Origin of the sequence: Acetobacter lovaniensis (genome assembly GCF_014207635.1) — a bacterium.
Taxonomy (GTDB): domain Bacteria; phylum Pseudomonadota; class Alphaproteobacteria; order Acetobacterales; family Acetobacteraceae; genus Acetobacter; species Acetobacter lovaniensis.
On the sequence record NZ_JACHIE010000009.1, the window covers coordinates 85,595 to 108,737 of the forward strand.

The 23,143-nt window shown below is 58.7% G+C and carries 21 protein-coding genes; 15 read left to right on the top strand and 6 right to left on the bottom strand.

Annotation, left to right across the window (positions count from 1 at the left end):
- Positions 1-161 precede the first annotated feature (161 nt).
- From HNR55_RS10985 to HNR55_RS11025, 9 genes are all read left to right on the top strand, one after another.
- Entirely contained in the window at positions 162-1,184 is a 1,023-nt protein-coding gene (locus tag HNR55_RS10985) for an aspartate-semialdehyde dehydrogenase (RefSeq protein WP_166115355.1), read from the top strand.
- Positions 1,185-1,321: 137 nt separating this feature from the next.
- On the top strand, positions 1,322-1,795 hold the full coding sequence (sdhC, locus tag HNR55_RS10990; RefSeq protein WP_166115358.1) for a succinate dehydrogenase, cytochrome b556 subunit: 474 nt from the start codon (positions 1,322-1,324) through the stop codon (positions 1,793-1,795).
- 1 nt (position 1,796) lies between these two features.
- Positions 1,797-2,210 carry a succinate dehydrogenase, hydrophobic membrane anchor protein gene (sdhD, locus tag HNR55_RS10995; protein ID WP_166115360.1) on the top strand — a complete coding sequence of 138 codons (414 nt, stop codon included), beginning with the start codon at positions 1,797-1,799 and terminating at the stop codon, positions 2,208-2,210.
- Between the two features lie 116 nt (positions 2,211-2,326).
- Positions 2,327-4,138 (top strand): succinate dehydrogenase flavoprotein subunit, encoded by a 1,812-nt coding sequence (gene sdhA, locus HNR55_RS11000; protein WP_166115363.1) that lies wholly within the window; start codon positions 2,327-2,329, stop codon positions 4,136-4,138.
- Positions 4,139-4,162: 24 nt separating this feature from the next.
- On the top strand, positions 4,163-4,945 hold the full coding sequence (locus tag HNR55_RS11005) for a succinate dehydrogenase iron-sulfur subunit (RefSeq protein WP_166115366.1): 783 nt from the start codon (positions 4,163-4,165) through the stop codon (positions 4,943-4,945).
- 186 nt (positions 4,946-5,131) lie between these two features.
- On the top strand, positions 5,132-5,794 hold the full coding sequence (locus tag HNR55_RS11010; protein ID WP_166115369.1) for a tyrosine-protein phosphatase: 663 nt from the start codon (positions 5,132-5,134) through the stop codon (positions 5,792-5,794).
- Positions 5,795-5,827: 33 nt separating this feature from the next.
- Positions 5,828-6,745, top strand: coding sequence for a DMT family transporter (locus HNR55_RS11015; protein ID WP_166115371.1), 918 nt, complete (start codon positions 5,828-5,830; stop codon positions 6,743-6,745).
- A gap of 135 nt (positions 6,746-6,880) precedes the next feature.
- Entirely contained in the window at positions 6,881-8,779 is a 1,899-nt protein-coding gene (locus HNR55_RS11020; protein ID WP_242005565.1) for an acyltransferase family protein, read from the top strand.
- 7 nt (positions 8,780-8,786) lie between these two features.
- Complete coding sequence (locus HNR55_RS11025) at positions 8,787-8,972, top strand: hypothetical protein (protein ID WP_166115375.1); 186 nt, start codon at positions 8,787-8,789, stop codon at positions 8,970-8,972.
- Here the strand turns inward: HNR55_RS11025 and HNR55_RS11030 are convergent.
- The 3 genes from HNR55_RS11030 to HNR55_RS11040 are packed head-to-tail and all read right to left on the bottom strand — an operon-like array spanning position 8,969 to position 13,241.
- Positions 8,969-10,195 carry a phosphoglycerate kinase gene (locus HNR55_RS11030; RefSeq protein ID WP_166115378.1) on the bottom strand — a complete coding sequence of 409 codons (1,227 nt, stop codon included), beginning with the start codon at positions 10,193-10,195 and terminating at the stop codon, positions 8,969-8,971. The two genes, HNR55_RS11025 and HNR55_RS11030, sit on opposite strands and share 4 nt — an antisense overlap.
- On the bottom strand, positions 10,195-11,217 hold the full coding sequence (gap, locus tag HNR55_RS11035; protein ID WP_166115381.1) for a type I glyceraldehyde-3-phosphate dehydrogenase: 1,023 nt from the start codon (positions 11,215-11,217) through the stop codon (positions 10,195-10,197). Before gap ends, HNR55_RS11030 begins: the two co-directional genes overlap by 1 nt.
- 20 nt (positions 11,218-11,237) lie before the next feature.
- Entirely contained in the window at positions 11,238-13,241 is a 2,004-nt protein-coding gene (locus HNR55_RS11040) for a transketolase-like TK C-terminal-containing protein (protein WP_242005561.1), read from the bottom strand.
- Between the two features lie 37 nt (positions 13,242-13,278).
- On the opposite strand from HNR55_RS11040, the gene HNR55_RS11045 reads away from it, so the two are divergent.
- Both HNR55_RS11045 and hemA read left to right on the top strand, forming a co-directional pair.
- Complete coding sequence (locus HNR55_RS11045; protein WP_242005562.1) at positions 13,279-13,923, top strand: hypothetical protein; 645 nt, start codon at positions 13,279-13,281, stop codon at positions 13,921-13,923.
- 61 nt (positions 13,924-13,984) lie between these two features.
- The gene (gene hemA / locus HNR55_RS11050; protein WP_166115384.1) at positions 13,985-15,298 is read left to right on the top strand and encodes a 5-aminolevulinate synthase; all 1,314 of its coding nucleotides are present in this window, start codon (positions 13,985-13,987) and stop codon (positions 15,296-15,298) included.
- 68 nt (positions 15,299-15,366) lie between these two features.
- Here hemA and HNR55_RS11055 read toward each other — a convergent pair whose 3' ends face one another.
- On the bottom strand, positions 15,367-16,527 hold the full coding sequence (locus HNR55_RS11055) for a methyl-accepting chemotaxis protein (RefSeq protein ID WP_166115387.1): 1,161 nt from the start codon (positions 16,525-16,527) through the stop codon (positions 15,367-15,369).
- 355 nt (positions 16,528-16,882) lie between these two features.
- Positions 16,883-17,659, bottom strand: a complete 777-nt coding sequence (locus HNR55_RS11060) for a DsbA family protein (RefSeq protein WP_166115390.1) — start codon at positions 17,657-17,659, stop codon at positions 16,883-16,885.
- Positions 17,660-17,851: 192 nt separating this feature from the next.
- Here HNR55_RS11060 and HNR55_RS11065 point away from each other — a divergent pair, with 192 nt between their 5' ends.
- A complete protein-coding gene (locus tag HNR55_RS11065; RefSeq protein ID WP_166115393.1) occupies positions 17,852-19,288 on the top strand; it encodes a gamma-glutamyltransferase in 1,437 nt (478 codons plus the stop codon).
- Positions 19,289-19,550: 262 nt separating this feature from the next.
- Complete coding sequence (gene recA, locus HNR55_RS11070) at positions 19,551-20,582, top strand: recombinase RecA (protein ID WP_166115395.1); 1,032 nt, start codon at positions 19,551-19,553, stop codon at positions 20,580-20,582.
- Here recA and HNR55_RS11075 read toward each other — a convergent pair whose 3' ends face one another.
- Positions 20,583-21,098, bottom strand: coding sequence for a GNAT family N-acetyltransferase (locus HNR55_RS11075; protein WP_166115398.1), 516 nt, complete (start codon positions 21,096-21,098; stop codon positions 20,583-20,585).
- A 64-nt stretch (positions 21,099-21,162) separates the two neighbouring features.
- Between HNR55_RS11075 and HNR55_RS11080 the strand changes: the two genes are divergently transcribed.
- Together HNR55_RS11080 and HNR55_RS11085 are read left to right on the top strand one after the other, a co-directional pair.
- Positions 21,163-21,537 (top strand): winged helix-turn-helix domain-containing protein, encoded by a 375-nt coding sequence (locus HNR55_RS11080; protein ID WP_166115401.1) that lies wholly within the window; start codon positions 21,163-21,165, stop codon positions 21,535-21,537.
- Positions 21,538-21,598: 61 nt separating this feature from the next.
- Entirely contained in the window at positions 21,599-23,143 is a 1,545-nt protein-coding gene (locus HNR55_RS11085; protein ID WP_166115404.1) for a glucan biosynthesis protein, read from the top strand.

Sequence of the window (23,143 nt, forward strand, 5' to 3'; positions counted from 1 at the left end):
TCCGCTCAGCCCTTGGTCCAGCCAGAACAGAAGGACGGGAAAGCTATGGGGTGAGCAATTCCATTTGCTGCCGGAATGGTCTAGGGTTCGCGCGATTGAACGGCCCTCGTGCGGGGGTGCGTTTTTCTGGTTTCTAACGTGCTCTGAATCAAAGGTGGATTATGGGTTATCGGGTTGCTGTTGTAGGCGCGACAGGTGCGGTGGGGCGGGAAATCCTCAAGACACTGGCCGAACGGGAATTCCCGGTGGATGAGATTGTCGCACTGGCCTCCCCGCGTTCTGCCGGGCGTGAAGTCTCGTTCGGGGATCGCGTTCTGAAAGTCCAGAACCTTGAAACCTTTGATTTCAAGGGCTGGGATGTCGGGCTGTTCTCCCCCGGTGGGGCTGTGTCCGCCAAGTATGCGCCCATTGCTGCCAAGGCTGGCTGCGTTGTGATCGACAACACATCCCACTTCCGCATGGAGCCGGATGTGCCGCTGGTGGTGCCCGAGGTTAACCCGCTGGCGCTCAAGGACATGAAGCGCAACATTATTGCCAACCCCAACTGCTCGACCATTCAGATGGTGGTGGCTCTCAAGCCCCTGCATGACCTGTTTACCCTCAAGCGGGTGGTGGTCTCCACGTATCAGGCCGTATCCGGCGCGGGGAAGGATGGCATGGACGAGCTGTTCTCCCAGACCCGTGGCAGCTTTGTGAACGACCCGCCCAAGATCGAGCAGTTCCAGAAGCAGATCGCCTTCAACTGCATTCCCCAGATCGACCGTTTTATGGATGACGGTGCGACCAAGGAAGAATGGAAGATGCGAGTCGAGACCAAAAAAATTCTCGATCCGGACGTGGAGGTGCTGGCAACCTGCGTGCGTGTTCCGGTGTTTGTCGGTCATTCCGAGGCTGTTATTGCCGAGTTTGCCGAGCCTGTGGACCTTGAGCGCGCCCGTGCGGCCCTGCGGGAGTCCGAAGGGGTTGTCCTGCTCGATCAGCGCGAAGATGGCGGGTACGTGACCCCGCTCGAGTGCGTGGGGGAAGATGCAACCTATGTGTCACGCCTTCGTGTCGATCCGACCGTTCCGCACGGTCTGGCGTTCTGGTGCGTGTCCGATAATCTGCGGAAAGGTGCGGCTTTGAACGCGGTTCAGATCGCTGAAACCATGATCGCACTTGATCTGCTGCCCAGACACGCCTGAGTGAGAATCCTGCCCCTCTCGGTCTCGTGTTGATCCGTTGAATTGACCGGGCCGAGGCACGGGGCGTAGGACAAAAACGATGCAAAACGCTGGATGCAACCAGCGCTCAGGGATAGACACGGGGTACGAGGCTGACAATGCAGGATATCCGTAAGGCCCTCTATGTAGGGAGCCGAAGTGACGGCACACTGATCCAGCGGCCCATGTCGCCGCACTTGCAGGTGTACCGTTACCGGCTTTCCATGGTTCTTTCCATTTCAAATCGAATCACGGGAGTGATCGCCACGGCTGGCGCCGCGCTTGGCGTTTGCTGGCTTGGTGCTGCGGCAAAGGGGCCAAAAGCCTATGCTACGGCGCGTAAGGTAACGGGCAACCCGCTGGGCCAGCTTGTGCTGGTAGGGTGGCTGGCTTCGGTCGTTTACCACACGGTCGGTGGCATCCGGCATCTCATCTGGGATGCGGGATACCGGTACGACAAGGAAGAGCTGAACAAGGATGGCCCAGTGGCGGTGGGTGTTACAGCCGGTGTCAGCACCGTGCTGGCCGTCGCCCTGCTTGCTGTGGCTGGGTGCCGCAGAAGCAAACGCGCCAAAGCCGGGAAGGTATCCTGACATGAACGCTTCTGTTCCACATATTGAAGTCATGCGCTCCCAGCTTGGGCGCGCACGCGGGCTGGGTGCGGGGCATTCCGGCACAAGCCACTGGTGGGCCGAGCGCGTTTCCGCCGCCAGCCTGCTGCCGCTTTCCACATGGTTTGTTGTGCAGATGTTCCGCCTTGGCGGGGCAGACCACGCCGAGGTGGTTAAATGGGGCGGCAAGCCCGTTAACGCCACCATGCTGGCAGCACTGATCATTACCACCTTCTACCATGCGCAGGTTGGTCTGCAGGTTATTGTGGATGACTACGTGCACGGCAAGGCGCACCTGCCTACCCGCCTGCTGGTCAAGATTGGCACGTCCCTTATGGGGCTGCTTGGCGTATTTGCCGTGATCAAGCTGGTGGTGCGGAGCGGTTCCGGCAAGTAAGCCGGGCACCTGCCCACGGATAAAAGAGCCTTGTGCCGCCGACGGAACAGGTCGGATACGCGGTGGCATGAACCTGAACGACTGACAGGCCGAACGCATATGGGAGCGCCGTCACGATGAATGCCAATTCCTCTCCTTCTCGGGGAGCTTACCGGATTGTTGATCACGCATACGATGTTGTGGTCGTGGGTGCAGGTGGTTCGGGCCTGCGTGCAACGCTGGGTATGGGGGCCGCGGGCCTGAGCACAGCGTGCATTACCAAGGTTTTCCCCACCCGCAGCCACACGGTGGCCGCACAGGGTGGTATTGGTGCCTCCCTTGGCAACATGGCCGAGGATAACTGGCGCTGGCATATGTATGACACCGTAAAGGGGTCTGACTGGCTGGGCGATCAGGACGCCATCGAGTTCATGGTGCGCGAGGCCGTGCCCGCCGTGCAGGAACTGGAGCATTTTGGTGTTCCCTTCTCCCGCACGGAAGAAGGCAAGATCTACCAGCGCCCCTTTGGTGGCCATATGAGCGACTTCGGCAAGGCGCCAGTGCCCCGCGCATGCGCTGCCGCCGACCGCACGGGCCATGCCATCCTGCATACGCTGTACCAGCAGTGCCTCAAACATAATGTTGAGTTCTTTATCGAATACTTCGCCATCGACCTGATTATGGACGATGAAGGTGCCTGCCGTGGCGTTATGGCCTGGTGTCAGGATGATGGCACGATCCATCGCTTCAATGCCAAAATGGTGGTGCTGGCTACGGGCGGTTATGGCCGTGCCTACCAGTCCTGCACATCGGCCCATACCTGTACGGGTGATGGTAACGGCATGGTCATGCGTGCGGGCCTGCCCACGCAGGATATGGAGTTTGTGCAGTTCCACCCCACGGGTATCTACCCCGCAGGCTGCCTGCTGACCGAAGGGTGCCGTGGTGAAGGTGGCTACCTGACCAACTCCGAGGGTGAGCGCTTTATGGAGCGTTATGCTCCTACCGCCAAGGATCTGGCCTCGCGCGATGTGGTGTCCCGCGCCATGACGATCGAGATCAAGGAAGGGCGTGGCTGTGGTCCTAAAAAAGACCACATCATGATGCATCTGGAGCATCTGGGCTCCGACCTGCTGCATGAACGCCTGCCGGGTATTCTCGAAACATCGCGTATTTTTGCCGGTGTGGACGTCACCAAGGAACCCGTGCCCGTTCTGCCGACCGTGCATTACAATATGGGTGGTATTCCCACCAATATTCACGGCGAAGTCGTGCGCCCCACAGCGGATAACCCAGATGCGGTGGTGCCGGGCCTGATGGCCGTGGGTGAAGCCGCGTGCGTGTCCGTGCATGGTGCAAACCGTCTTGGCACCAACTCCCTGCTCGACCTGATCGTGTTTGGTCGTGCGGCGGCCCGTCGTGCGGCGGAAGTGGTCAAGCCGGCAGACTTTGTGCGTCCGCTCCCCGCAGGGGCTGGCGAGTTTGCTCTCGATCGTCTGGACAAGCTGCGTTACGCCAAGGGCGGGACCAAGGTTTCCGCCATGCGTGACCGCCTCCAGCGGGATATGCAGGCCCATGCCGCCGTGTTCCGTACGCAGGAAAGCCTGCAGGAAGGCGTGGACAAGATCCGTGACATCTGGAGTGGTCTGGGTGACATCTCCGTTTCCGACAGCTCACTGATCTGGAACAGTGACCTGATGGAAGCGCTGGAGTTCGAGAACCTGCTGGCCAATGCAACAGCTACGCTGGAAAGTGGTCTGGCCCGGCACGAAAGCCGTGGCGCGCATGCCCGCGATGACTTCCCCGAGCGTGATGACAAGGAATGGCTCAAACATTCCGTTTCGTGGCTGGATGACAAGGGCGGCGTCAAGCTGACCTACCGGCCCGTGCATATGAAAACCCTGACCGACGATGTCGAGGTTTTCCCACCCAAAAAGCGCGTTTACTGATCCGCAGGGCAAAGGGAGGCGAACATGGTCGAACTCAGACTGCCGCGTAACAGCACCGTAGGGAAAGGCAAAACCTTTCCCGCTCCGGCTGGCGCAAAAAATGTCAAAACCTTCAAGGTGTACCGCTGGTCCCCTGATGATGGTAAAAACCCGGTCATAGACTCTTACGAGCTTGATCTGGATACCTTTGGACCCATGGTGCTTGACGCCATTATCCACATCAAGAATGAAGTGGACCCCACGCTGACATTCCGGCGCTCCTGCCGCGAAGGGATCTGCGGGTCCTGCGCCATGAATATTGATGGCGAAAACACACTGGCATGCCTTAAGCCGATCAAAAGCATTGAGGGCGATGTGCGGATTTACCCGCTGCCCCATATGCCCATCGTCAAGGATCTGGTGTCCAATCTGGATGGGGCTTATGCGCAGTTGCGCTCCATCCAGCCCTGGATGCAGGCAGACAGCGCCCCTCCGCCTGACGGTGAACGCCGCCAGAGCATTGAGGAGCGCGCCAAGCTGGATGGCATGTGGGAATGCATTCTGTGCTTCTGCTGCACCACGTCCTGCCCGTCCTACTGGTGGAATGGGGACAAGTATCTCGGCCCGGCCGTGCTGCTTGCCGCATATCGCTGGATTGCAGACAGCCGCGACGAGCATACTGGTGAGCGCCTTGATTCACTGGATGATACGTTCAAGCTCTATGCCTGCCGTACGATCATGAACTGCACCCAGACCTGCCCCAAGGGGCTGAACCCGGCCAAGGCCATTGGCCGGATCAAGGAATTGCAGATCGAACGCAAGATCTGATCCTACAGGTTCGGCCTGCCCGGCCTAGTCTGGCAGGAATGAGTGAAGCCCCGGCAGGAGTCACCCCTTGCCGGGGTTTTTCTGTTCAGGGCGCATGCGAGGGGTGGTGGGGGATTATTGACGTGTGGGGCCGGAGGTGGAACATGGAAAGCCAGCATGCTGCTGCATGAGACATGAGGGGGTTTTGTGTTTAACGGCCATCTTTCTTCCCAGACCGGCCGTGCCAGAGCATGGACGGATAGCCTGTTTGTTGATCATGCTATCCTCCGTCTGGTCTGGACCAATTTTCATGCGGTTATTCCGGGCAAGGTGTACCGCTGTAACCACCCTACCCCTGCCCGTTTGCGGCGGGCTGTCAGCAGGCTGGGCCTGCGCACGCTGGTCAACCTGCGCGGGCACAGGCAGTGTGGCTCGGATGCCCTTTCCCGCAGTGCGGCGGCACAGATCGGCCTGACCCATCTGGATATGGCGTTTGAGAGCAGGGGCGCTCCGCACAAGGACCGTATTCTGCGCTTTGCACAGATGTACAGCACATTGCAGTTCCCCATGCTGATGCACTGCAAGTCCGGCGCAGACCGGGCCGGGCTGGCTTCCGCTCTGGTGGTGATGTTTGAAGGCGGGAGTACGGCACAGGCCCTGCGCGAGCTTTCGTGGCGGTTCGGGCATTTTCGGGGTTCTCGCACGGGGATTCTGGATGCGTTTTTCCTGCGTTATCAGGCACAGGCGGAGGGGCGCATCCCGTTCATGGAATGGCTGAACACCGAGTATGATGAAGCCGCCCTTAAACAGGATTTTGTTGCAGGGCGGATTGCCGCGTTCCTGACCGATCAGGTTTTGCGCAGGGAGTAGTAGCCCTGCATCATTTAAAATAAAGAGCCGTGCATGACACATGGAGGATACGCAACGCGCAAGGTGCCGTTTCTGGCGGTGTGTGCGGCTATTTTGTCCTGGGCAAGCGCATACCCGCTTGTGCGGATGGCGCTTGTTTACGTGCCTCCCATCCCCCTTGCCGCATTACGGTACGCTGTAGCCGCCGTTATTGTGGCCGGGTGGTTGTGTGTGCGGCGGCCAGTGTGCCCTCAACTGCGTGATGTCCCGCGTTTTTTGCTGTGCGGGGCTGTGGGTATTGCCCTGTATAATATTCTGTTCAACACGGGCGAGCAGAATGTTTCTGCCGGGGCAACAAGCCTTCTGGTTAATTTTGCGCCGTTTATGTCTGCCTTTGTGGCTGTGGTGTTTCTGGGGGAATCCCTTCCGCTATGGGGGTGGGTGGGTTCCGTTATAAGTTTTAGCGGAATTGTGCTGATTGGCAGTGGTCTGCCGGGCGGTTTTACCTTTGGCTCGGGGGCAACCGATGTGCTGGCGGGCGCGTTTTGCTCGGCCCTGTACCTTCTGCTGCAAAGGCCGCTTGTGGCGCGCTATGGCGCACTGGCATCCACGGCATGGATATTGCTGATTGGTGCCGTTGTGCTGGCCCCATGGTTGCCCGCAGGTATTACGGCCTTGCAGGGGCAAGGGGGCTGGCCGTGGTTTCTGGTCATTCTGCTGGGTGTTTTTCCCGCGGTTCTTGGGTATGCGGCATGGGCGCATGTTGTGGGGGCGGTCGGTGTTGCGCGCTCTTCGGGCTTTTTGTTTCTGCTGGCTCCAACAACGTTGATTCTGGCTTATGTCATGACGCATGAAGTGCCCGCCCTGACAACACTGGCGGGTGGGGCGGTGGTTATGGCGGGTGTGCTGCTCATGCAAACATATGGCCGCCCCCGTTCTGTCCCGCTTACCCTGCCGGATGGCTCGGATTAGGGGAATGGTACTCAGGGGCATGCTGGCATCCCATAAAACCGGGTTTTCATTTTCATTGTAAGGAGAGGTGGGATGCAGAAAACAGACGCCACATCCCCTTCTTTACGTATGGATGGGGTATATGAACGCAGTATGATGCGTTACAGAAGTGATATTGACGGCCTGCGCGCGCTTGCAATTCTTCCTGTTATTTTCTTCCATTATGGACTTAAGCATCCCTTTAACGGCGGGTTTGCCGGGGTTGATGTTTTTTTTGTCATTTCCGGTTTTTTGATTACCCGGCACATCAACGATGCGGTGGAACAGGACCAGTTTGATATTCTTGATTTCTATAACCGTAGAATTCGCAGAATATTGCCTGCACTGTTTTCGGTTCTGGTGGTCTGCTTTGGTGTGTCCATACTCACGCAAACGCCACCGGAGGTTTATGATACAAGCCGTGGAATCCTGTGGTCCATACTCTTTGCATCGAACATTTTCTTCTATAGCCAGAGCAGTTATTTTGATTCCTCGTTGCAGGTTAACCCCCTTTTGCATACGTGGTCACTCTCTGTGGAGGAACAGTTTTATATAGTTATCCCTTTTTTGATCTATTTTTCAAAAAAAGTTCTAAAAATACCTTTAAAATTCATAATTTTCTCTCTTCTTGCGTTAAGTTTTTCTGCCTGTTTGGTCGAGATTTTTCACGACAAGCCCGCAACATTCTACCTGCCGCAATACAGGGCGTGGGAGTTCCTGCTGGGGTCTGTTGTCATGCTTGCCACGCAGCCAGCCGTTCTGGCCAAAAGCCGGGTGACAAAGCCTGTGCTGGAAAGTTCTGCTGCTGTTGGCCTTGTTTTCATTCTGGCCAGTCTGTTCGCACTTAACAACAAGTCGCTCTTTCCCGGACCGGGGGCTTTGGGGCCGTGTCTGGGGGCGGCTTTAGTCCTGTATTCTGGTAGCCAGCAGCGCACGGTTGTTGCCGCCGCCCTTTCCTACAGGCCATTGCGGTTTATTGGCCTTGTTTCCTACTCTTTATACCTGTGGCACTGGCCGATATGGGTCTTTTTTTCCATGTATGACAGACCCGGTTTGTGGACAGTGCCGTTACTGCTGGGGGCTGCTTTTGGGGTCTCTGTTCTGTCATGGCGGTTTATTGAGCAGCCGTTCCGCACAAGGCCATTCCGCTTATCCGCCAAAAGCACAATAGGTGCCATGGGGGGTGTTATGGTGTTCACGGTGCTCCTGGCTTTTGCAGGCAGCAGGCTGAATGCAACAGCATGGCATTACAGCCCTGCTGAGCAGAAGGTCATGTCCTATATGGCATACAAGCCGACCACAATGCGGACTGGCACATGTTTTATTGACCGGAAGACCGAAGATATTGAGGCATATAAGGCCGCGCATTGTCTGGATGTACAGGCCGGTCAGCCGAACTATCTGGTTCTGGGGGATAGCCACGCGGCAGACCGCTGGTACGGGTTGCAGCAGAGTTACCCCAACATCCACTTCCTGCAGGCAACAGCGCCAAGCTGTGAGCCTGTTCTGGGCGAAAATGGCGGCCAGTGTGGTGCGCTCCTGCACTATATTTTTGAAGATTTTGTGCCATCGCATCATCTGGATGGCATTATTCTTTCAGCAAACTGGCTGGAGCAGGACTTTAACAACATTGTTAAAACTGCTCAGATGCTCAGGAATTATACAGACCGCGTTATTGTGCTTGGCCCAAGCCCGGAATACGACCAACTTCTGCCGTTGCTGCTTGTGCGGGCAATGGTAAAAAACAATATGGATCTGGTTTTCAACCACATTCTGCAGGACCGGAAAAAGCGGGACCAGATGCTTGCTGCCCGCCTGAAGGGAACAGGCATTGAATATGTATCTGTTTACAACATTCTCTGCCCCGGCACTGTGTGCCTGACAACGGTCAGTGAGAACGTGCCGGTTTTATTCGACGCGGATCATTTTACAGCCGAAGGTTCGGTTTTTCTGGCTAAAAACATGCCGCTGTTTGGCCAGACGCACAGCAATGCTGGCGACGCTTTGCCGCATTAGGGTGTGTATGGGAGTTTTAAAAGGAAGTCAGGCGCTTGCGGGTTACAAAGTAAGCCACAAGCGCCTGATATGGTCTTGGTATGACCTGCCCGCCTATGCCACCTGCGGGCCTTCCCTGCCGGGGCAGGGAAGCACCCTGCGGTTCCTGTCAGCAGGGTGGCCCGGAGAGGAACTGGCAGACCCTGCGTGTTAGATCGGCAGGGTTTTTTCCAGCGTGGTGCTGATCGCGGTCAGGCCCGGCAGAATCTTGCCTTCAAGCCATTCCAGAAAAGCGCCACCAGCGGTCGAGACATAGGTCATGTCATGCAGCACACCCGCATGGCGCAGGGCGGATACGGTATCCCCCCCACCGGCAACGGTTTTCAGCTGGCCAGCCTTGGTCAGTCGGCCTGCTTCCTGCGCTACGGCGTTTGTGCCCTCATCAAACGGAGGCAGTTCAAACACACCTAGCGGGCCGTTCCAGACCAGTGTTTTAAGCCCTGCGAGCTTGCTGTTGAGCAGCTTGACCGTTTCCGGCCCCACATCAAGCGCCATCCAGCCATCGGGAATGGCGTTGGATGGCACGGTGCTGGTGGGAGCGCCTGCCATGAAGTCTTCGGAGATGACCATGTCAACCGGCAGGATCAGGTCGCAGTTCTTGGCCTTGGCCTGCGCCATAATCAGGCGGGCCGTGTCCAGCATGTCCTCTTCCTTGAGCGATTTGCCAACGCTCAGGCCCTGAGCCGCCAGAAACGTGTTGGCCATGGCGCCGCCAATAGCCAGCATGTCCACCTTGTCCAGCAGGTTTTCGAGCAGCTGGAGCTTGGTGGAAATCTTGGCTCCCCCCACAATGGCCCCTACGGGGCGTTCGGGGTTTTCCAGTGCTGCGTACAGGGCCTGCAGTTCCGCTTCCATCAGTCGGCCACCAAAGGATGGCAGATGGGTGGCAACCCCTGCCGTGGAGGCATGGGCGCGGTGTGCGGCGGAGAACGCATCGTTCACATACACATCGCCCAGATTGGCGAGTGCTGCGGAAAGTTCCGCGTCATTACGTTCTTCACCGGGCTGGAAGCGGGTGTTTTCCAGCAGCAGAACGTCCCCGTCATTCATGGCGCGGGTTGCGGCTTCTGTTTCAGGCCCAATGCAGTCATGGGCAAAACTGACCGGGCGGCCCAGTGCGGTGGCCAGCGCCGTGGCAATGGGTTTGAGCGACATGGCGGGCACAACCTGGCCTTTGGGCCGGTCAAAATGGCTGAGCAGAATAACCCGTCCGCCTTTTTCCGCCAGTTCCCGAATGGTGGGAACAACCCGCTCAATGCGGGTCTGATCGGTAACCTGTCCGTCCTTCATGGGGACGTTCAGATCCACGCGGAGCAGGATGCGCTTGCCCTTGGGGTCCAGCGTATCCAGTGTGGCAAAGGGGAGATTGGTAGCCATCAGAGCGATCCAAACAGGGCTGCCGTATCGGACATACGGTTGGAGAAGCCCCACTCGTTGTCATACCAGGAGCACACGCGCACCAGCTTGCCGCCATCGACCAGAGCGGTCTGCGTGGCATCAAAGGTGGAGGAGGCAATGGCGTGGTTGAAGTCGGAGCTGACCAGCGGGGCTTCGTTATAGGCCAGTGCGTTCTTCATTTTACCGGAGTCCACAACAGCCTTGATGGCGTTGTTGACCTCTTCCACGCTGCCGGGAGCCTTTTTGGGCACGAAGTCGAGCGAGACAACAGAGACATTGGCCGTAGGCACACGGATGGCCGTGCCATCGAGCTTGCCCTTGAGCTGCGGCAGAACCAGACCCACGGCGCGGGCTGCCCCCGTGGAGGTGGGGATCATGTTCATGCCTGCGGCACGGGCGCGGCGCAGGTCACTGTGCAGCGTGTCCACCGTGCGCTGGTCGCCGGTGTAGGAGTGGATGGTCACCATGTAGCCGCGTTCGATGCCAAAGGCGTCTTCCATCACCTTGGCAATGGGGGCCAGGCAGTTGGTGGTGCACGAGGCATTGGAGATGACGGTCATATCCGATGTCAGCACATCTTCATTCACGCCGAAGACGATGGTTGCATCCACATCCGTTGCCGGGGCGGAGACAATAACCTTGCGTGCGCCAGCAGCCAGCAGCAGGCCTGCTTTTTCCTTGGTGGTGAACAGCCCGGTACATTCCATGGCCACGTCCACACCTGCAAACGGCACCTTGGAGGGGTCACGCTCGGCGGAAACGGTAATCGGGTCCCATGTGCGGCCATTGGCGGAAATGACCAGCTTGCCGTTTTCCACCCGAACGTCCGCAGGCAGGCGGCCGTGCACGCTGTCATAGCTCAGGAGGTGGGCGTTATCTTCCACGCTGCCCAGATCGTTAATGGCTACGGGCACGACGTCGGTGCGTCCGCTTTCAATAATGCCGCGCAGCACAAGGCGACCGATACGACCAAAGCCATTGATGGCGATTTTGACTGCCATGGGATGTGTCTCCGTACTTTTTATGATCTTGTTATCGTTAGTGACATGTCCAGGGTTTCCAGCCGGGACGGGGGTGGGGCGGTAGGGGACGAGTCCTTTTGCGCTCCAGATGCAAGAAAACGCGCAAGCACTTTCTCGCAGATCGCTCCAGCTGTAATGCCAAAGCGTTCATACACCGCGTTGGCAGGGGCGGATACGCCAAAATCATCCATGCCAACGAAAATTCCATCTGCGCCCAGCCAGCGTTCCCAGCCAAAGCTGCTTGCGGCTTCTATTCCCACGCGCAAACCCTCCTGCCCCAGCACGGCCGTGCGGTAGGCGGCTGGCTGCTGTGCAAAAACCTCCCAGCAGGGGATGGAAACAACAGCCACGTTCAGCCCCCGCTCGGCCAGATGCTGCCCTGCCTGCGTGGCAATGGCAACCTCGGGGCCCGATGCCATGAGTGTGACGTCCCGCTCCCCCGCACCACAGCTTATAAGGTAGCCGCCATGGGAGGGGCCGCCATAATGCCCGGCCCGCCGACCCGCGTGTGCCGGTGGGGGGTGCGGGCACAGGATCAGCAGGGCCGGGCCCTGCGGCCAGTTCAGGGCGGCCTGCCAGCAGGCAAAGGTTTCCTCCGCGCAGGCGGGGCGGAAAACGGCCAGATGCGGCATGGCGCGCAGGCTGGCCAGCTGTTCCACAGGTTGCCAGCCGCCGCCGTTATCGCTCAGGGCCAGCCCGTCATCGGTCAGCAGGTAAAGCACCTTGCTGCGCATGAGGGCCGTCATGCGCAAGGCCGAGCGCATGCGGTCGATGGTCATCATCCCGGCTATGCCGCAGGGCAGAATACCCCCGTGGCGGGCCATGCCGTTGAGCATACCCGCCATGCCATGTTCCTGTATGCCGCAAGGCTGCGCGGTATTGCTGAAGGGAATGGGCAGGTTGGCGCGGCGCGAGCTTCTGGTGCTCGACGTCGCGGCCAGAATGGCCACATCCTGCCGCAGCATCGCCAGTGCGCGCAGCCCGGCAAAAGCCGCCTGCTGGGAGGAACTGTCTGGGGCTTCACGCAGGGTCTGCCGCCAGAGCCGCCCCCAGTCTTCGCGCATGGTCTGACGGGCCTTGCCGGACTGGTCACGCTCAAAATCCGCGCGGGCGCGGTGCTGGGCCAGCCTGCGCAGCCAGGAGCGGCGGATGGAGCCGCCACGCCGGGCGGTGGGGCTCCATGGGCCGGTCAGTTCCTCCTCTGCGGGCAGGTCGGGCAGGGTGGGGCAGCATTCGGGCATGCAGGCGACAAGGGTGGGTTTTCTGGCCCGCAGCGTGGCCTGAAGTGCCGCCATAATGCCGCCAAGGTCATGGGCGCGCACTTTGCGCACACTCCACCCCGATGCCCCGAAGCGGGCCAGTGAGTCCGAAAAGTCAGCCGGGTCGGTCAGGGGGGAAGGGCAGACAAGTACAGCCATCCGGTTCAGGCCAAAGCGGCTGGCCAGTTGCGCGGCTTCCAGCGCGACACCTGTAACCAGATCACTGTCGCGCGCCAGTACCCATGTGCGGTGGTTTACCAGGGAGCGGCCATAACGTTTGGCCAGATGTTGTTCGGCCAGAGCCATGCCTGCCGCCGCGGCCATGCCCTGTCCTGCCGGGCCTGTGGCAATTTCCACGGCCGGGTGCTGGCCGTATTCCAGCGTTGTACCCATCTCCTGCGCGCCGGAGCCTGTCAGGCGCAGCATGGCAGCCAGCAGGGGCAGCATGGCCGAAGAAGGCACCACGCATCGGTCCCTGTCGGGCCATGTGGGCATTGAGGGGTCAAAACGGAGGATGCGGCACCACAGCGCTGTTATGGGCAGACACATGGTCTGGAGTTCGGTCCGGGTATCTTCTTCCGTGCTGGTGGCGGCCAGAAGGGCGCGGGCTGCCTTGTCCATGCGCAGCACAAGGGCGTCCTGCGTGTGGGAGGCGTGCGAGGCGGTGTGGTTTGTGGAAGATGTGCCGACCATCAGCCCTGTGTTCTGCCCAAGGGAGTGCAGTGCAAGAAGTGCTCCGTGCAACCAGCCCGGTGCTGCTGGGCAGTTAACCAGAGAGCAAATGGTATCTGCAAGAGGCAGTTTCGGGGCCGAACAGGTGTTTTTGCAGCCGGGTTACAGGCGTAAGGGCTTGCGCCGGGCGCGTGGGAGCGCGAAAGAAGAGGCGGATACCTTGCAAAATATGTGCGTCTGGCGCGCTACCTTGTTTCAAGTGGAGAGTGGTCCGGTCATGCTGTCTGTTTTTCATGCCGCAAAAGGGGGGCGCGCTGTTGGGGCGGCGCTCTCGGTCTGCCTGCTGGCGGGCATGGTCGGGTGCAAGCCGCTGGACCAGAGAACGTTTGACCCTTCCGCCAGTGTTGAGCCCAAACCGTATATTCCCCCTCCCCCTCCCGGTCCTCCACCCGTGCCGCCCCTGATCGAACTGGTGGCAGGCACGCCACAGGTGGAATGGAAGGCTCCGGTGGACCAGATTGCGCACAGGGCACTTGCGCGTAAAAAGGAAGTGCTCTTTGTTGTAAGCTGTCTGGTGCCACCACAGGCAGGGCAGGAGGCGGAGCAGACTGCCCTGCAGAACCTCGTCCAGCATGATGGACATGCCATTATGCAGGAACTGGTTGACGCAGGCGTGCCCGAAGCACAGGTGGAAATGTCCGCTATGCCGGATTCGTCGGTGACGAAGCCCACCATACGGGTGTATGTGCGATAGACGACCGTGCCGAAACATAACAGTATGAAGACACAAGGCCAGACGGCCGATGGGTAAGCCCATGCCCCGACCGTTTCTGACGAGAAGCGAGGAGAAAGCAAGCGTGGGAGCGATCAAGAACGCCCGGCATCCATTTTACGAACACTGTGAGGAAGCGCTGGGGCGGATCAAGCAGCAGGGGCGTTACCGAACCTTTACGCCACTGGCGCGTCAGGCAGAACGCTTTCCCCTGTATGAGGAATACGTGGCCAACATGCCCGAAGGGCGTGAGGTTATCGTCTGGTCCACAAACGACTATCTGGGCATGGGCGTTGTGCCAGAAGTGCAGGATGCCGCCATTGCCGCCATCCGCGAGCATGGCGCAGGAGCGGGGGGCACGCGTAACATTGCAGGCACCAGCCCGCTGCATAACCAGCTGGAAGCCGAACTGGCCGCCCTGCATGGTAAGGAAGCCGGGCTGCTCTTTATTTCGGGCTATGTGTCCAATCAGGCCAGCCTTCAGACAATCCTGACATCGATGCCCGGCTGGATCTGTTTTTCCGACCGGCTGAACCATGCCTCCATGATTGCGGGCATCAAGGGTGCGCGCGGCTCCCAGACCGTTATTTTTGAACATAACGACCTGCAGGACCTCGAAGCCAAGCTGGCTGCGGCCCCGGCCGACGCCCCCAAGCTGATTGCGTTTGAGAGCGTGTACTCCATGGATGGAGACATGTCCGACATTGGCGCGATCTGTGCTCTGGCCAGAAAATACAATGCCCTGACCTATCTGGACGAAGTGCATGCCGTAGGGCTGTACGGGCAGGAAGGGGGCGGCGTCTCACAGCGTGATGGTGTGGCCGATCAGGTGGACATTATTGAGGGCACGCTGGCCAAGGGCTTTGGCGTGCATGGAGGGTACATTACCGCTTCGGCCGGGATTGTGGATTTTCTGCGCTCAACGGCATCGGGGTTTATTTTCACCACATCCCTGCCACCCTCCGTGGTGGGGGCAGCGCTGACCAGCGTGCGCAAGGTGCGGGCGGAAAACTGGCGGCGTGAAGCCCTGTTCGAGCGTGTGCACACCATGCGCCAGCGCCTGCGGGCTGCCGGTGTGCCCTTTACCATGACTCCAAGCCATATTGTGCCCATTCCCATTGGGGATGCCGAGCGCTGCAAGCGGATATGCCGCCGCCTTCTGGTGGAGTTTGGCCATTATGCAACGCCGATCAACTACCCGACCGTGCCCGAAGGTACCGAGCGCCTGCGCCTGACGCCCGGACCATTCCATACGGATGAGATGATGGACGATATGGTGCGCGCCCTTGCGCATCTTTTGCGCGAGGAAGGTATTATTCCCCAGCCCGTTGCGCAAAAAATCGAGAACGTGGCCTGATACGGAACCAGCCTGTTTCTGGTCTGGTATAGGCTGTTTAAAAACCCTCCATGGCAATGGAGGGTTTTTTATTGCAGGCTATAATGTGTTGGCAGGCTGTGCATGTTGTTTGTTATTTGCGCCAGTTCTGAAACATTGAAGAACAGATTGTCGCAGATTGCATTGGTATTATGGACGGTTTCGTTATTCTGGGCGGTGGAAACATTGAGCTCCTGCATGATCTGATGCAGTTGGAGAATCTCTTCTTTCTGCGCTAATGCGGTTTCTTCAAACTCCTGAAAAGAGCACTTTATTTTATCAACATGGTGAATAATTCCCGATAATGTCTGGGAGTTATCGCGCATGGAGTCCGAGCAGGTGTTTATGGCATCCTGCAAATAGGAGATCAGCGTTTTTGTGCGGAGCAGGGATTCCGAAGTCATGCGTGAAAGATTCCGTATTTCCTGTGCAACGACAGCAAACCCGGTACCGGAGCTGCCTACCTTGGAGGCTTCTATGGTTGCGTTAATCCCCAGAATATTGATCTGGGACGAAATATTTTTCATGATATTGAGAATTTTCCCAATATCTTCTGACGCTTCCGATATTTTTTCGAATTTTTCTATGGTGTCGTTAATTTTTACACAGGATTCCCGTATGTTTGTAGACGCATGCTGAATATAATTTCTGGATTCTTCCATTTTTATATTCTGACTTTTGGTTTTTTCCATAGTCGATTTTATGCGTTTGTCAGATTCCCGCAAATGCCGGTTTTGCGTTCTGTTGCGCTCCGAAAGGTTTTCGGACTCATCCCTCAGGCTGCGGGATTCCGCACTGATCGAATGGGTTGCTGTCTGGATTTTAAGCAGTGTTTCATGCAGCGTTACGGTTCTGGTCTGGAGCGTATCTGAAATGCGGTTGCTGTGGAGGTAGGACACCCGCATAAGATCAAACGGAGTGGCCGTGCCAACATAGCACTGGTTATGTGTGATTATAAAAGACTTGTTAATATCAGATATTTTGTTGTTCAGAATCTTTTTTGTAAAATCCAGAATAGGTGTTCTGGCCTCCACCATGAGCGGACGATCGTCCATGAGCAGTGTAACCGGGCGTTTATGGTACAGGGCATATGAAAACGGGCTGGACATGAGGGAAAGGAATCTTTGCCTTTCCACAACGCCAACGGGAATATTTCTGGCGTTGATAATGCAAATATGGTGGGTGTCAGGATAGTTTCTGAAAATATCCATGACGGCACTTCCAGATTCAGTCGGACAGAGTCTGAACCCGTCTTGCGCGAGGGAACCCATGCTGTGCTGGTCGAATGTTTGCTGCAGGGTCATTTGTCTATTTTTGGTTAAAATAAAAGGGTTTTTTACCGTAATGCCAGTTTTTGCGAAGGGTAAAGTGACAGTTTTATGTCGCTCCGCAGGCTGCTGCCGTGAGGCGTTACGGGGGAAGCCGAAAAGTCTGCCATGTCGGTCAGGCTTCAAAAAGCAAGGAAATTATAAAATTAATATGAAAGTTTGATAAAGAGGCCGCATCATAAAAAGGTAGAAGCATCATCCGGGGCACGGGTGTGCCCGGATGGCGTGCCTATGGCGGTTAATGCGCCTGCTTCAGCTTTTCAACCGCAGCCTTCAGGTCGTCCACAGAGACGGCTCCAGGAATAATCTGCTGTTCGCCAATAATAAAGGTTGGCGTGCCCTCCAGATCAATCGAGCGCGCAAGAGCGACGTTCTGCGCCAGAGCCGTGGCCACGGCGGGGCTTTTCATGTCCCTGACCAGCCGGTCCGCATCCAGCCCCGCCAGTGCTGCGGCATGGCGGATACGCTCCATGCCCGGAGCGGAGGTGTCGGCCATAAGGGCCTGCTGGAACGGTTTGTAAGCGTTCTGCAAACCTGCTGCCATAATGGCCTGGGAATCCAGCACACTGTTCGGCCCCAGTACGGGAATGACCTTTTCTACCAGTTTCAGGTCCGGTTCAGCGGCAATCAGTGCGTCCAGGTCTGGCAGTACCTTGCGGCAGTAGGGGCAGCGCGGGTCATAAAACTCGACAATGCTCAGCCTGCCGTGGGGGTTGCCCAGAACGATGTCGCTCGTGCTGTTGCCAAACTGCGCCCTGTTGTGGCGGACGACGTCCAGCGCGGAAGTCGTCTTCTGCTCCGACGCTTTGCTCTGCATGGCTGCTACGGCGTCGGTCAGGATTGAGGGGTCGGTTTTGAGCGCGTTGCGTACGATCGAGACAATCTCGGCCCGCTGGGCGGGGGTAAAGCTGCCATCGGCTGCCGCATGTGCGGCTGTCTGGCCGCCCAGTGCAAGCAGGGTTGCCAGAGCGCCTGAGGCTGCCAGACGATAGAAAGATGAGGTCAGTTTTTGCATGGTGTCCTTATCCGTAAAACCGGACGCTACGGTGCATGCCCACCTGGGGCACGGGAATACACAGAGTGTTCTACAGGAAAGGTGCCACGCAAGTTGTGTTGCTGATAGCCCCAAAGCAGGGTAATCCAGCTATGAGACTAAATTACCAAACGTCTGCCCGCCGGACGGGCCCAGAAGTGGAGAGCGCTAGGCGTGGCTGCCCGATTCAACAAACACCGTTCTGTCCTGTCCCGCACCGGCTTGTCCGGTCGCGCCCGCGCGGCAGCGCTTGCTCTTGCCCTGACCAGCACACTGGCGGCCTGTGGGGGGGCGGATAACCATGTGAACCAGCCTGTTGTCAGCGGGTTTGTGGGGGCTGTGGCGGCGGATGAACCACGCGCGGCTCTGGTCGCGCGGGACATTCTGGCCAAGGGTGGCAACGCGGCGGACGCGGCTGCGGCACTGGGGCTTGCGCTTTCGGTCTCCCTGCCATCACGCGCCTCCCTTGGTGGGGGCGGGGCCTGCCTTGCATGGCGTCCGGGTGAGCCTGCGGGGCAGGCGTTTGTTTTTGTGCCTCATGGCGCCACCCAGACCAGTGCACAGGCAGACCGGCCCGCATCCGTGCCCCTGCTCGCACGTGGGCTGTTCCTGATGCAGATGCGTTATGGCAGCGTGGATTTTGCAGACCTTATTGTGCCTGCGCGGAATCTGGCCTCTCACGGGGTGCCAGTCGGGGGGCTGCTGGCGGCGGATCTGGCCGCGGTCCAGTCCTCCCTTTTGGCGGACGACAAGGCGCGCGCCATTTTTGGCAATGACAGCGGGCATGTTCTGGCAGCGGATGACATACTGGTGCAGAGCCGTCTGGCGGGTGCGCTCGAACGGATGCGTATTGCCGGAGTGGGCGACCTGTACACAGGCGCTCTGGCCCAGACATTTATTGAAGGCGCACAGGCTGCGGGTGGTGGCCTGTCCTCTGCTGATCTGCGCGGGGATGTTCCCGTGGCGGAACCCCCGCTTACGGTGCATGCCCGTGGGCTTGATATCAGCTTCCTGCCTCCTCCGGCCGATGGCGGGGTTGGCATGGCGGCGGCCTATATGGCCGGTGGCCGTGGCGGGGAGCGTGTTGTAGCCGCATGGCGGGCGCGCCAGAGCGGCAAGGGCAGTGCGACCATGGTGGCCGATGCGCAGGCGCTGCTGAATTCTGGCAGTCTCTCTTCCGGCGGGGCGCTGCCTGCGCTGCCTGCTTCCACATCTTTTGTCGTGACCGACCGGCAGGGGCAGACCGTGGCCTGCGCGCTGAGCATGAACAATCTGTTCGGCACGGGGCGTATTGCAGGTTCGACCGGTATTATGCTGGGGGCCTCTCCCGCACAAAGGCCGCTCCCCCTGCTGGCGGCGGGCATTGTGCATCAGGGGACGAATTTCCGCGCGGCGGCTGCGGCCTCGGGGCAGAATGTGGCGGCTGATACAGCGGCCATTGCCTTGCAGGCAGCGGTTGCGGGCGTGCGCCCGCAGGTGACCAATGGCAACGGGCGGGCCAACTTTGTGTCCTGCCCCGGTGGGCTTTCTGGTGGGGCTGGCCGGTGCTTTGGCTGGACGGACCCCAGAGGGGCGGGTCTTGCGGTGGGGAGCACCCCTGTCGCCCACTAGGTCTGGCGTTGTAAAATCAGGGGGTGGCGTGCTGGAACAGTACGTCGCCCTTGCCATGTTTTTCTTTTGTTCTATATTAGAACAAAACAGGTCCAAATTCTTAACGGGGTTTGTGCCGGGCTCCGGGCCTTCGTGGTGATGCGTTGCGGAGCAAAAATGTTTGTGGCAGGGGTTTTAAACCCGAACCAACAGGTTTCAGGTTCGGGGCCACGCAGAGGTCCGGTCTGGGTATTCGGCTCATAAGCTGAGGGAATGGTAGAGAATGGATAAGGCAAAGGCGCTGGAAGGCGCTCTTGGGCAGATTGAGCGGGCTTTTGGCAAAGGGTCCGTCATGCGGCTGGGCCAGCGGCCCAAGGAACAGTCGGATGTCATCTCCACCGGCTCGCTCGGGCTGGATATTGCTCTGGGCATTGGCGGTCTGCCCCGTGGCCGTGTGGTGGAAATCTACGGGCCGGAAAGCTCGGGTAAAACCACACTGGCCCTGCACGCCATTGCAGAGGCGCAAAAGCGGGGCGGCACCTGCGCATTTATTGATGCCGAACATGCGCTGGACCCCGGCTACGCCAAAAAACTGGGCGTGGATATTGATAATCTGCTGATCAGCCAGCCTGATGCGGGTGAACAGGCGCTCGAAATTGCCGATACTCTGGTGCGGTCAGGGGCGATTGACGTACTGGTGGTGGACAGTGTGGCCGCCCTTGTGCCCCGTGCCGAACTTGAAGGCGATATGGGGGACAGCCATGTGGGCCTGCATGCCCGCCTGATGAGCCAGGCCCTGCGCAAGCTGACCGGCACAGTCGCACGTTCCAATACGCTGATGATCTTTTTGAACCAGATCCGCCTTAAAATCGGTGTGATGTTCGGCAACCCCGAAACCACAACGGGCGGGAATGCGCTCAAGTTCTATTCCTCTGTCCGTCTGGATATCCGCCGCATCGGCTCGATCAAGGACAAGGACGAGGTCACGGGCAACCAGACGCGCGTCAAGGTCGTCAAGAACAAGATGGCCCCGCCCTTCCGTCAGGTCGAGTTTGACATCATGTACGGTGAAGGCATCAGCAAGGTGGGGGAACTCATCGACCTTGGTGTAAAGGCCGGCGTGGTGGAAAAATCCGGCGCATGGTTCTCCTACGACAGCCAGCGTATTGGTCAGGGGCGCGAGAACGCCAAGCAGTTCCTGCGCGATCACCCGGAAATGGCGGCGGATATTGAGCGCAAGGTGCGTGAACACGCAGGCGTTGTGGCTGAAGCCATGATGGTCGCCCCCGAGCATGATGCCGAGGGCGAAGACTAACTACCCGATACGGCGGGAGAGCAGGCAGGCCTGTGGGTCGTATGATGCCAGAATGGCCTGTTCTTCCGCGCTGGTCACATCTGGCACAAACCCCTGCCGCGCCCAGAACTGAAGGGCATGGCGGGTGGATGTCAGGGTCAGTGTGCTCAGGCCCGCCTTGCGCGCGGCGTCTTCGGCCCGGGCAATGGCCATTTGTGCGTAGCCCCTGCCGCGCCCGGCCGGGGCTACGGCCACATCATGAACATACCAGCGGTCCGCCGGAGTTGGCAGGGTGCCGAGCAGGGTGTTCAGCGGGGGGGAAAGCAATCCCCGCCATGGGTGGCTGATCAGGTATCCCCCAAACGTCCCATCCAGTATCAGGCTCAGGCAGCCTGTGGGCGCAAGGCGCAGGCGTTCGGCAAAAATATCTGTCTCTTCGGGGTAGTCAGGGTGCACACTGGCGGCCAGTGCTGTAACGTGGGCAAGATCATCTGGCGTCATCAAACGCCAGATGGTATCTGCGCGCGAAGTGTTCATACCAAGGTTCCGCTCTTTATGCGTGGTGTTGCACGGAGCCACTTATGACTGAAAAGCAGAGATCATGACAGGGCGACTGAGACTGACATTACGGGTTGATGCCGATGGACGCGCCGCTCTGGGGCATGGCAAGGTCCGCCTGCTGGAACAGTTGGCCGAAACCGGCTCCATTTCTGCGGCAGGGCGTGCCATGGGCATGTCTTACCGGCGTACGTGGCTTTTGGTGGATAACCTGAACCAGCTTTTTGTGGAGCCGCTGGTCATGACCCGGCCTGGCGGGGGTGGTGGCGCATTCCTGACCGAAACAGGCAAAACCGTTCTGGCGCTTTATCGCCAGATCGAACGCGACGCGACGCAGGCCGCCCAATCTGGTATCAGCCAGATGGAAGCCCTGCTCGCACCTGTGGCTGAATGCCTCCAAAAAACCTTATCTGAGTGACAAAATGTACGGCGTAGGTACAATCGCGCCAGAGACTTATTGATCATAGCGGGAGATTACAGTGTCATCAAACGTACAGCGACGAGGGGTCATTCGGGCCGGGGCAGGCGTGACTTTGGCGTCGCTTGTTGGCGGAGTCGCCCGTAAGGCGCGGGCGGAGGGGCTGAGTGGCGCCACAGGCAAGTTTGATGATAGCACCGTAATCCAGATTGCCCGCAGGCTGTCCAATGCGGAATATCATCCGCCGGGGCAAAACCTGCCCAAGGCGTTGGATAACCTGACGTTTGACCAGTATCGGAGCATTGCCTACCGGCCCGACCGTGCCTTGTGGGCGGGGGATAATCTGGCGTTCGATGTAGAGTTTTTCCCCCGTGGTTTTCTCTATCGCCCCCGCATAGAAATTTACGAGGTCCGGGACGGACAGGCGGGGACTGTGCCCTATTCCCCCGACCTGTTCACTTATTCCGACCCCGCTTTACGGGTTACGGATGATCTGGGTTTTGCCGGTGTCCGCCTGCGTACCGCCATTAACACCCCCGGTGTTATGGAGGAGTTCTGCGTATTTCTGGGGGCGTCCTACTTCCGGGCTGTGGCCAAGGGGCAGGATTATGGGCTTTCCGCCCGTGGATTCGCCAATGGTACGGGGGACCCAAAAGGGGAAGAGTTCGCACTGTTCCGCGCGTTCTGGCTGGAAAAACCGCAGCCGGGCGTACAGTCCATTGTTGTGCATGCCCTGCTGGACAGCCCGACGGTAACGGGGGCCTTCCGCTTTACCATCCGCCCGGGCGACAGCACTGTGTTTGACGTGCAGACAACCCTGTTCCCGCGCGCCAAGATCGAGCAGTCCGGTATCGCGCCTCTGACCGGCATGTTCTATTTTGACGTCAACGACCATAACCATGTTGATGACTGGCGCCCCGCAGCGCATGACAGCGAAGCCCTGCAAATGTGGACCGGGGCGGACCAGCAGCTTTATCGCCCGTTGCGCAACCCGCTGGACCTCCAGTTTTCCACGTTCTCGGATGTCTCCCCCCGTGGGTTCGGGCTGATGCAGCGTCGGCGCGCCTTCCATGATTACGAAGACCTTGCCCTGCATTACGAAAAACGTCCTTCCCTATGGATCGAACCGATCGGGGATTGGGGTGCTGGCTGGGTTGATCTGGTGGAAATCCCCACACCCAACGAAGTGAACGATAACATCGTCTCCTTCTGGCGGCCCAAGGAGCCCTTGCGCGCGGGGCAGGAATACCACTTTACCTACCGCATGTACTGGGGGTGGGATGCGCCCTTCCCCACACCGCTGGCCCGCATAGGCGCGACCCGCGTGGGTTCGGTGGTGGATAATAATGATGCCCGTTTCTTTGCCATAGACTTTATGGGCACTCCCTTTGAGCATCTGCCAAAGGACACGCATTTCCATGTCACGCCCAAAACATCGGCGGGCACAATCCAGAATGTGGTTGTCGAGCCTAATCCGGCTATCAACGGAATCCGCACCACGTTTGAGTTTATTCCCGGAGATGCCAAGGTCGCTGACCTGAATGCGGTGCTGGAAACGGATTCAGGCCCCATTTCCGAACAGTGGCTGTACCGGTGGACGCCCTGA

Excerpts from the sequence above, each read along its gene's own strand:
- HNR55_RS10985 (WP_166115355.1), top strand. The coding sequence starts at position 162 with ATGGGTTATCGGGTTGCTGTTGTAGGCGCGACAGGTGCGGTGGGGCGG.
- sdhC (WP_166115358.1), top strand. The coding sequence starts at position 1,322 with ATGCAGGATATCCGTAAGGCCCTCTATGTAGGGAGCCGAAGTGACGGC.
- sdhD (WP_166115360.1), top strand. The coding sequence starts at position 1,797 with ATGAACGCTTCTGTTCCACATATTGAAGTCATGCGCTCCCAGCTTGGG.
- sdhA (WP_166115363.1), top strand. The coding sequence starts at position 2,327 with ATGAATGCCAATTCCTCTCCTTCTCGGGGAGCTTACCGGATTGTTGAT.
- HNR55_RS11005 (WP_166115366.1), top strand. The coding sequence starts at position 4,163 with ATGGTCGAACTCAGACTGCCGCGTAACAGCACCGTAGGGAAAGGCAAA.
- HNR55_RS11015 (WP_166115371.1), top strand. The coding sequence starts at position 5,828 with ATGACACATGGAGGATACGCAACGCGCAAGGTGCCGTTTCTGGCGGTG.
- HNR55_RS11020 (WP_242005565.1), top strand. The coding sequence starts at position 6,881 with ATGCGTTACAGAAGTGATATTGACGGCCTGCGCGCGCTTGCAATTCTT.
- HNR55_RS11025 (WP_166115375.1), top strand. The coding sequence starts at position 8,787 with ATGGGAGTTTTAAAAGGAAGTCAGGCGCTTGCGGGTTACAAAGTAAGC.
- HNR55_RS11030 (WP_166115378.1), bottom strand. The coding sequence starts at position 10,195 with ATGGCTACCAATCTCCCCTTTGCCACACTGGATACGCTGGACCCCAAG.
- gap (WP_166115381.1), bottom strand. The coding sequence starts at position 11,217 with ATGGCAGTCAAAATCGCCATCAATGGCTTTGGTCGTATCGGTCGCCTT.
- HNR55_RS11045 (WP_242005562.1), top strand. The coding sequence starts at position 13,279 with ATGGTATCTGCAAGAGGCAGTTTCGGGGCCGAACAGGTGTTTTTGCAG.
- hemA (WP_166115384.1), top strand. The coding sequence starts at position 13,985 with ATGCCCCGACCGTTTCTGACGAGAAGCGAGGAGAAAGCAAGCGTGGGA.
- HNR55_RS11055 (WP_166115387.1), bottom strand. The coding sequence starts at position 16,527 with ATGGATATTTTCAGAAACTATCCTGACACCCACCATATTTGCATTATC.
- HNR55_RS11060 (WP_166115390.1), bottom strand. The coding sequence starts at position 17,659 with ATGCAAAAACTGACCTCATCTTTCTATCGTCTGGCAGCCTCAGGCGCT.
- recA (WP_166115395.1), top strand. The coding sequence starts at position 19,551 with ATGGATAAGGCAAAGGCGCTGGAAGGCGCTCTTGGGCAGATTGAGCGG.
- HNR55_RS11075 (WP_166115398.1), bottom strand. The coding sequence starts at position 21,098 with ATGAACACTTCGCGCGCAGATACCATCTGGCGTTTGATGACGCCAGAT.
- HNR55_RS11080 (WP_166115401.1), top strand. The coding sequence starts at position 21,163 with ATGACAGGGCGACTGAGACTGACATTACGGGTTGATGCCGATGGACGC.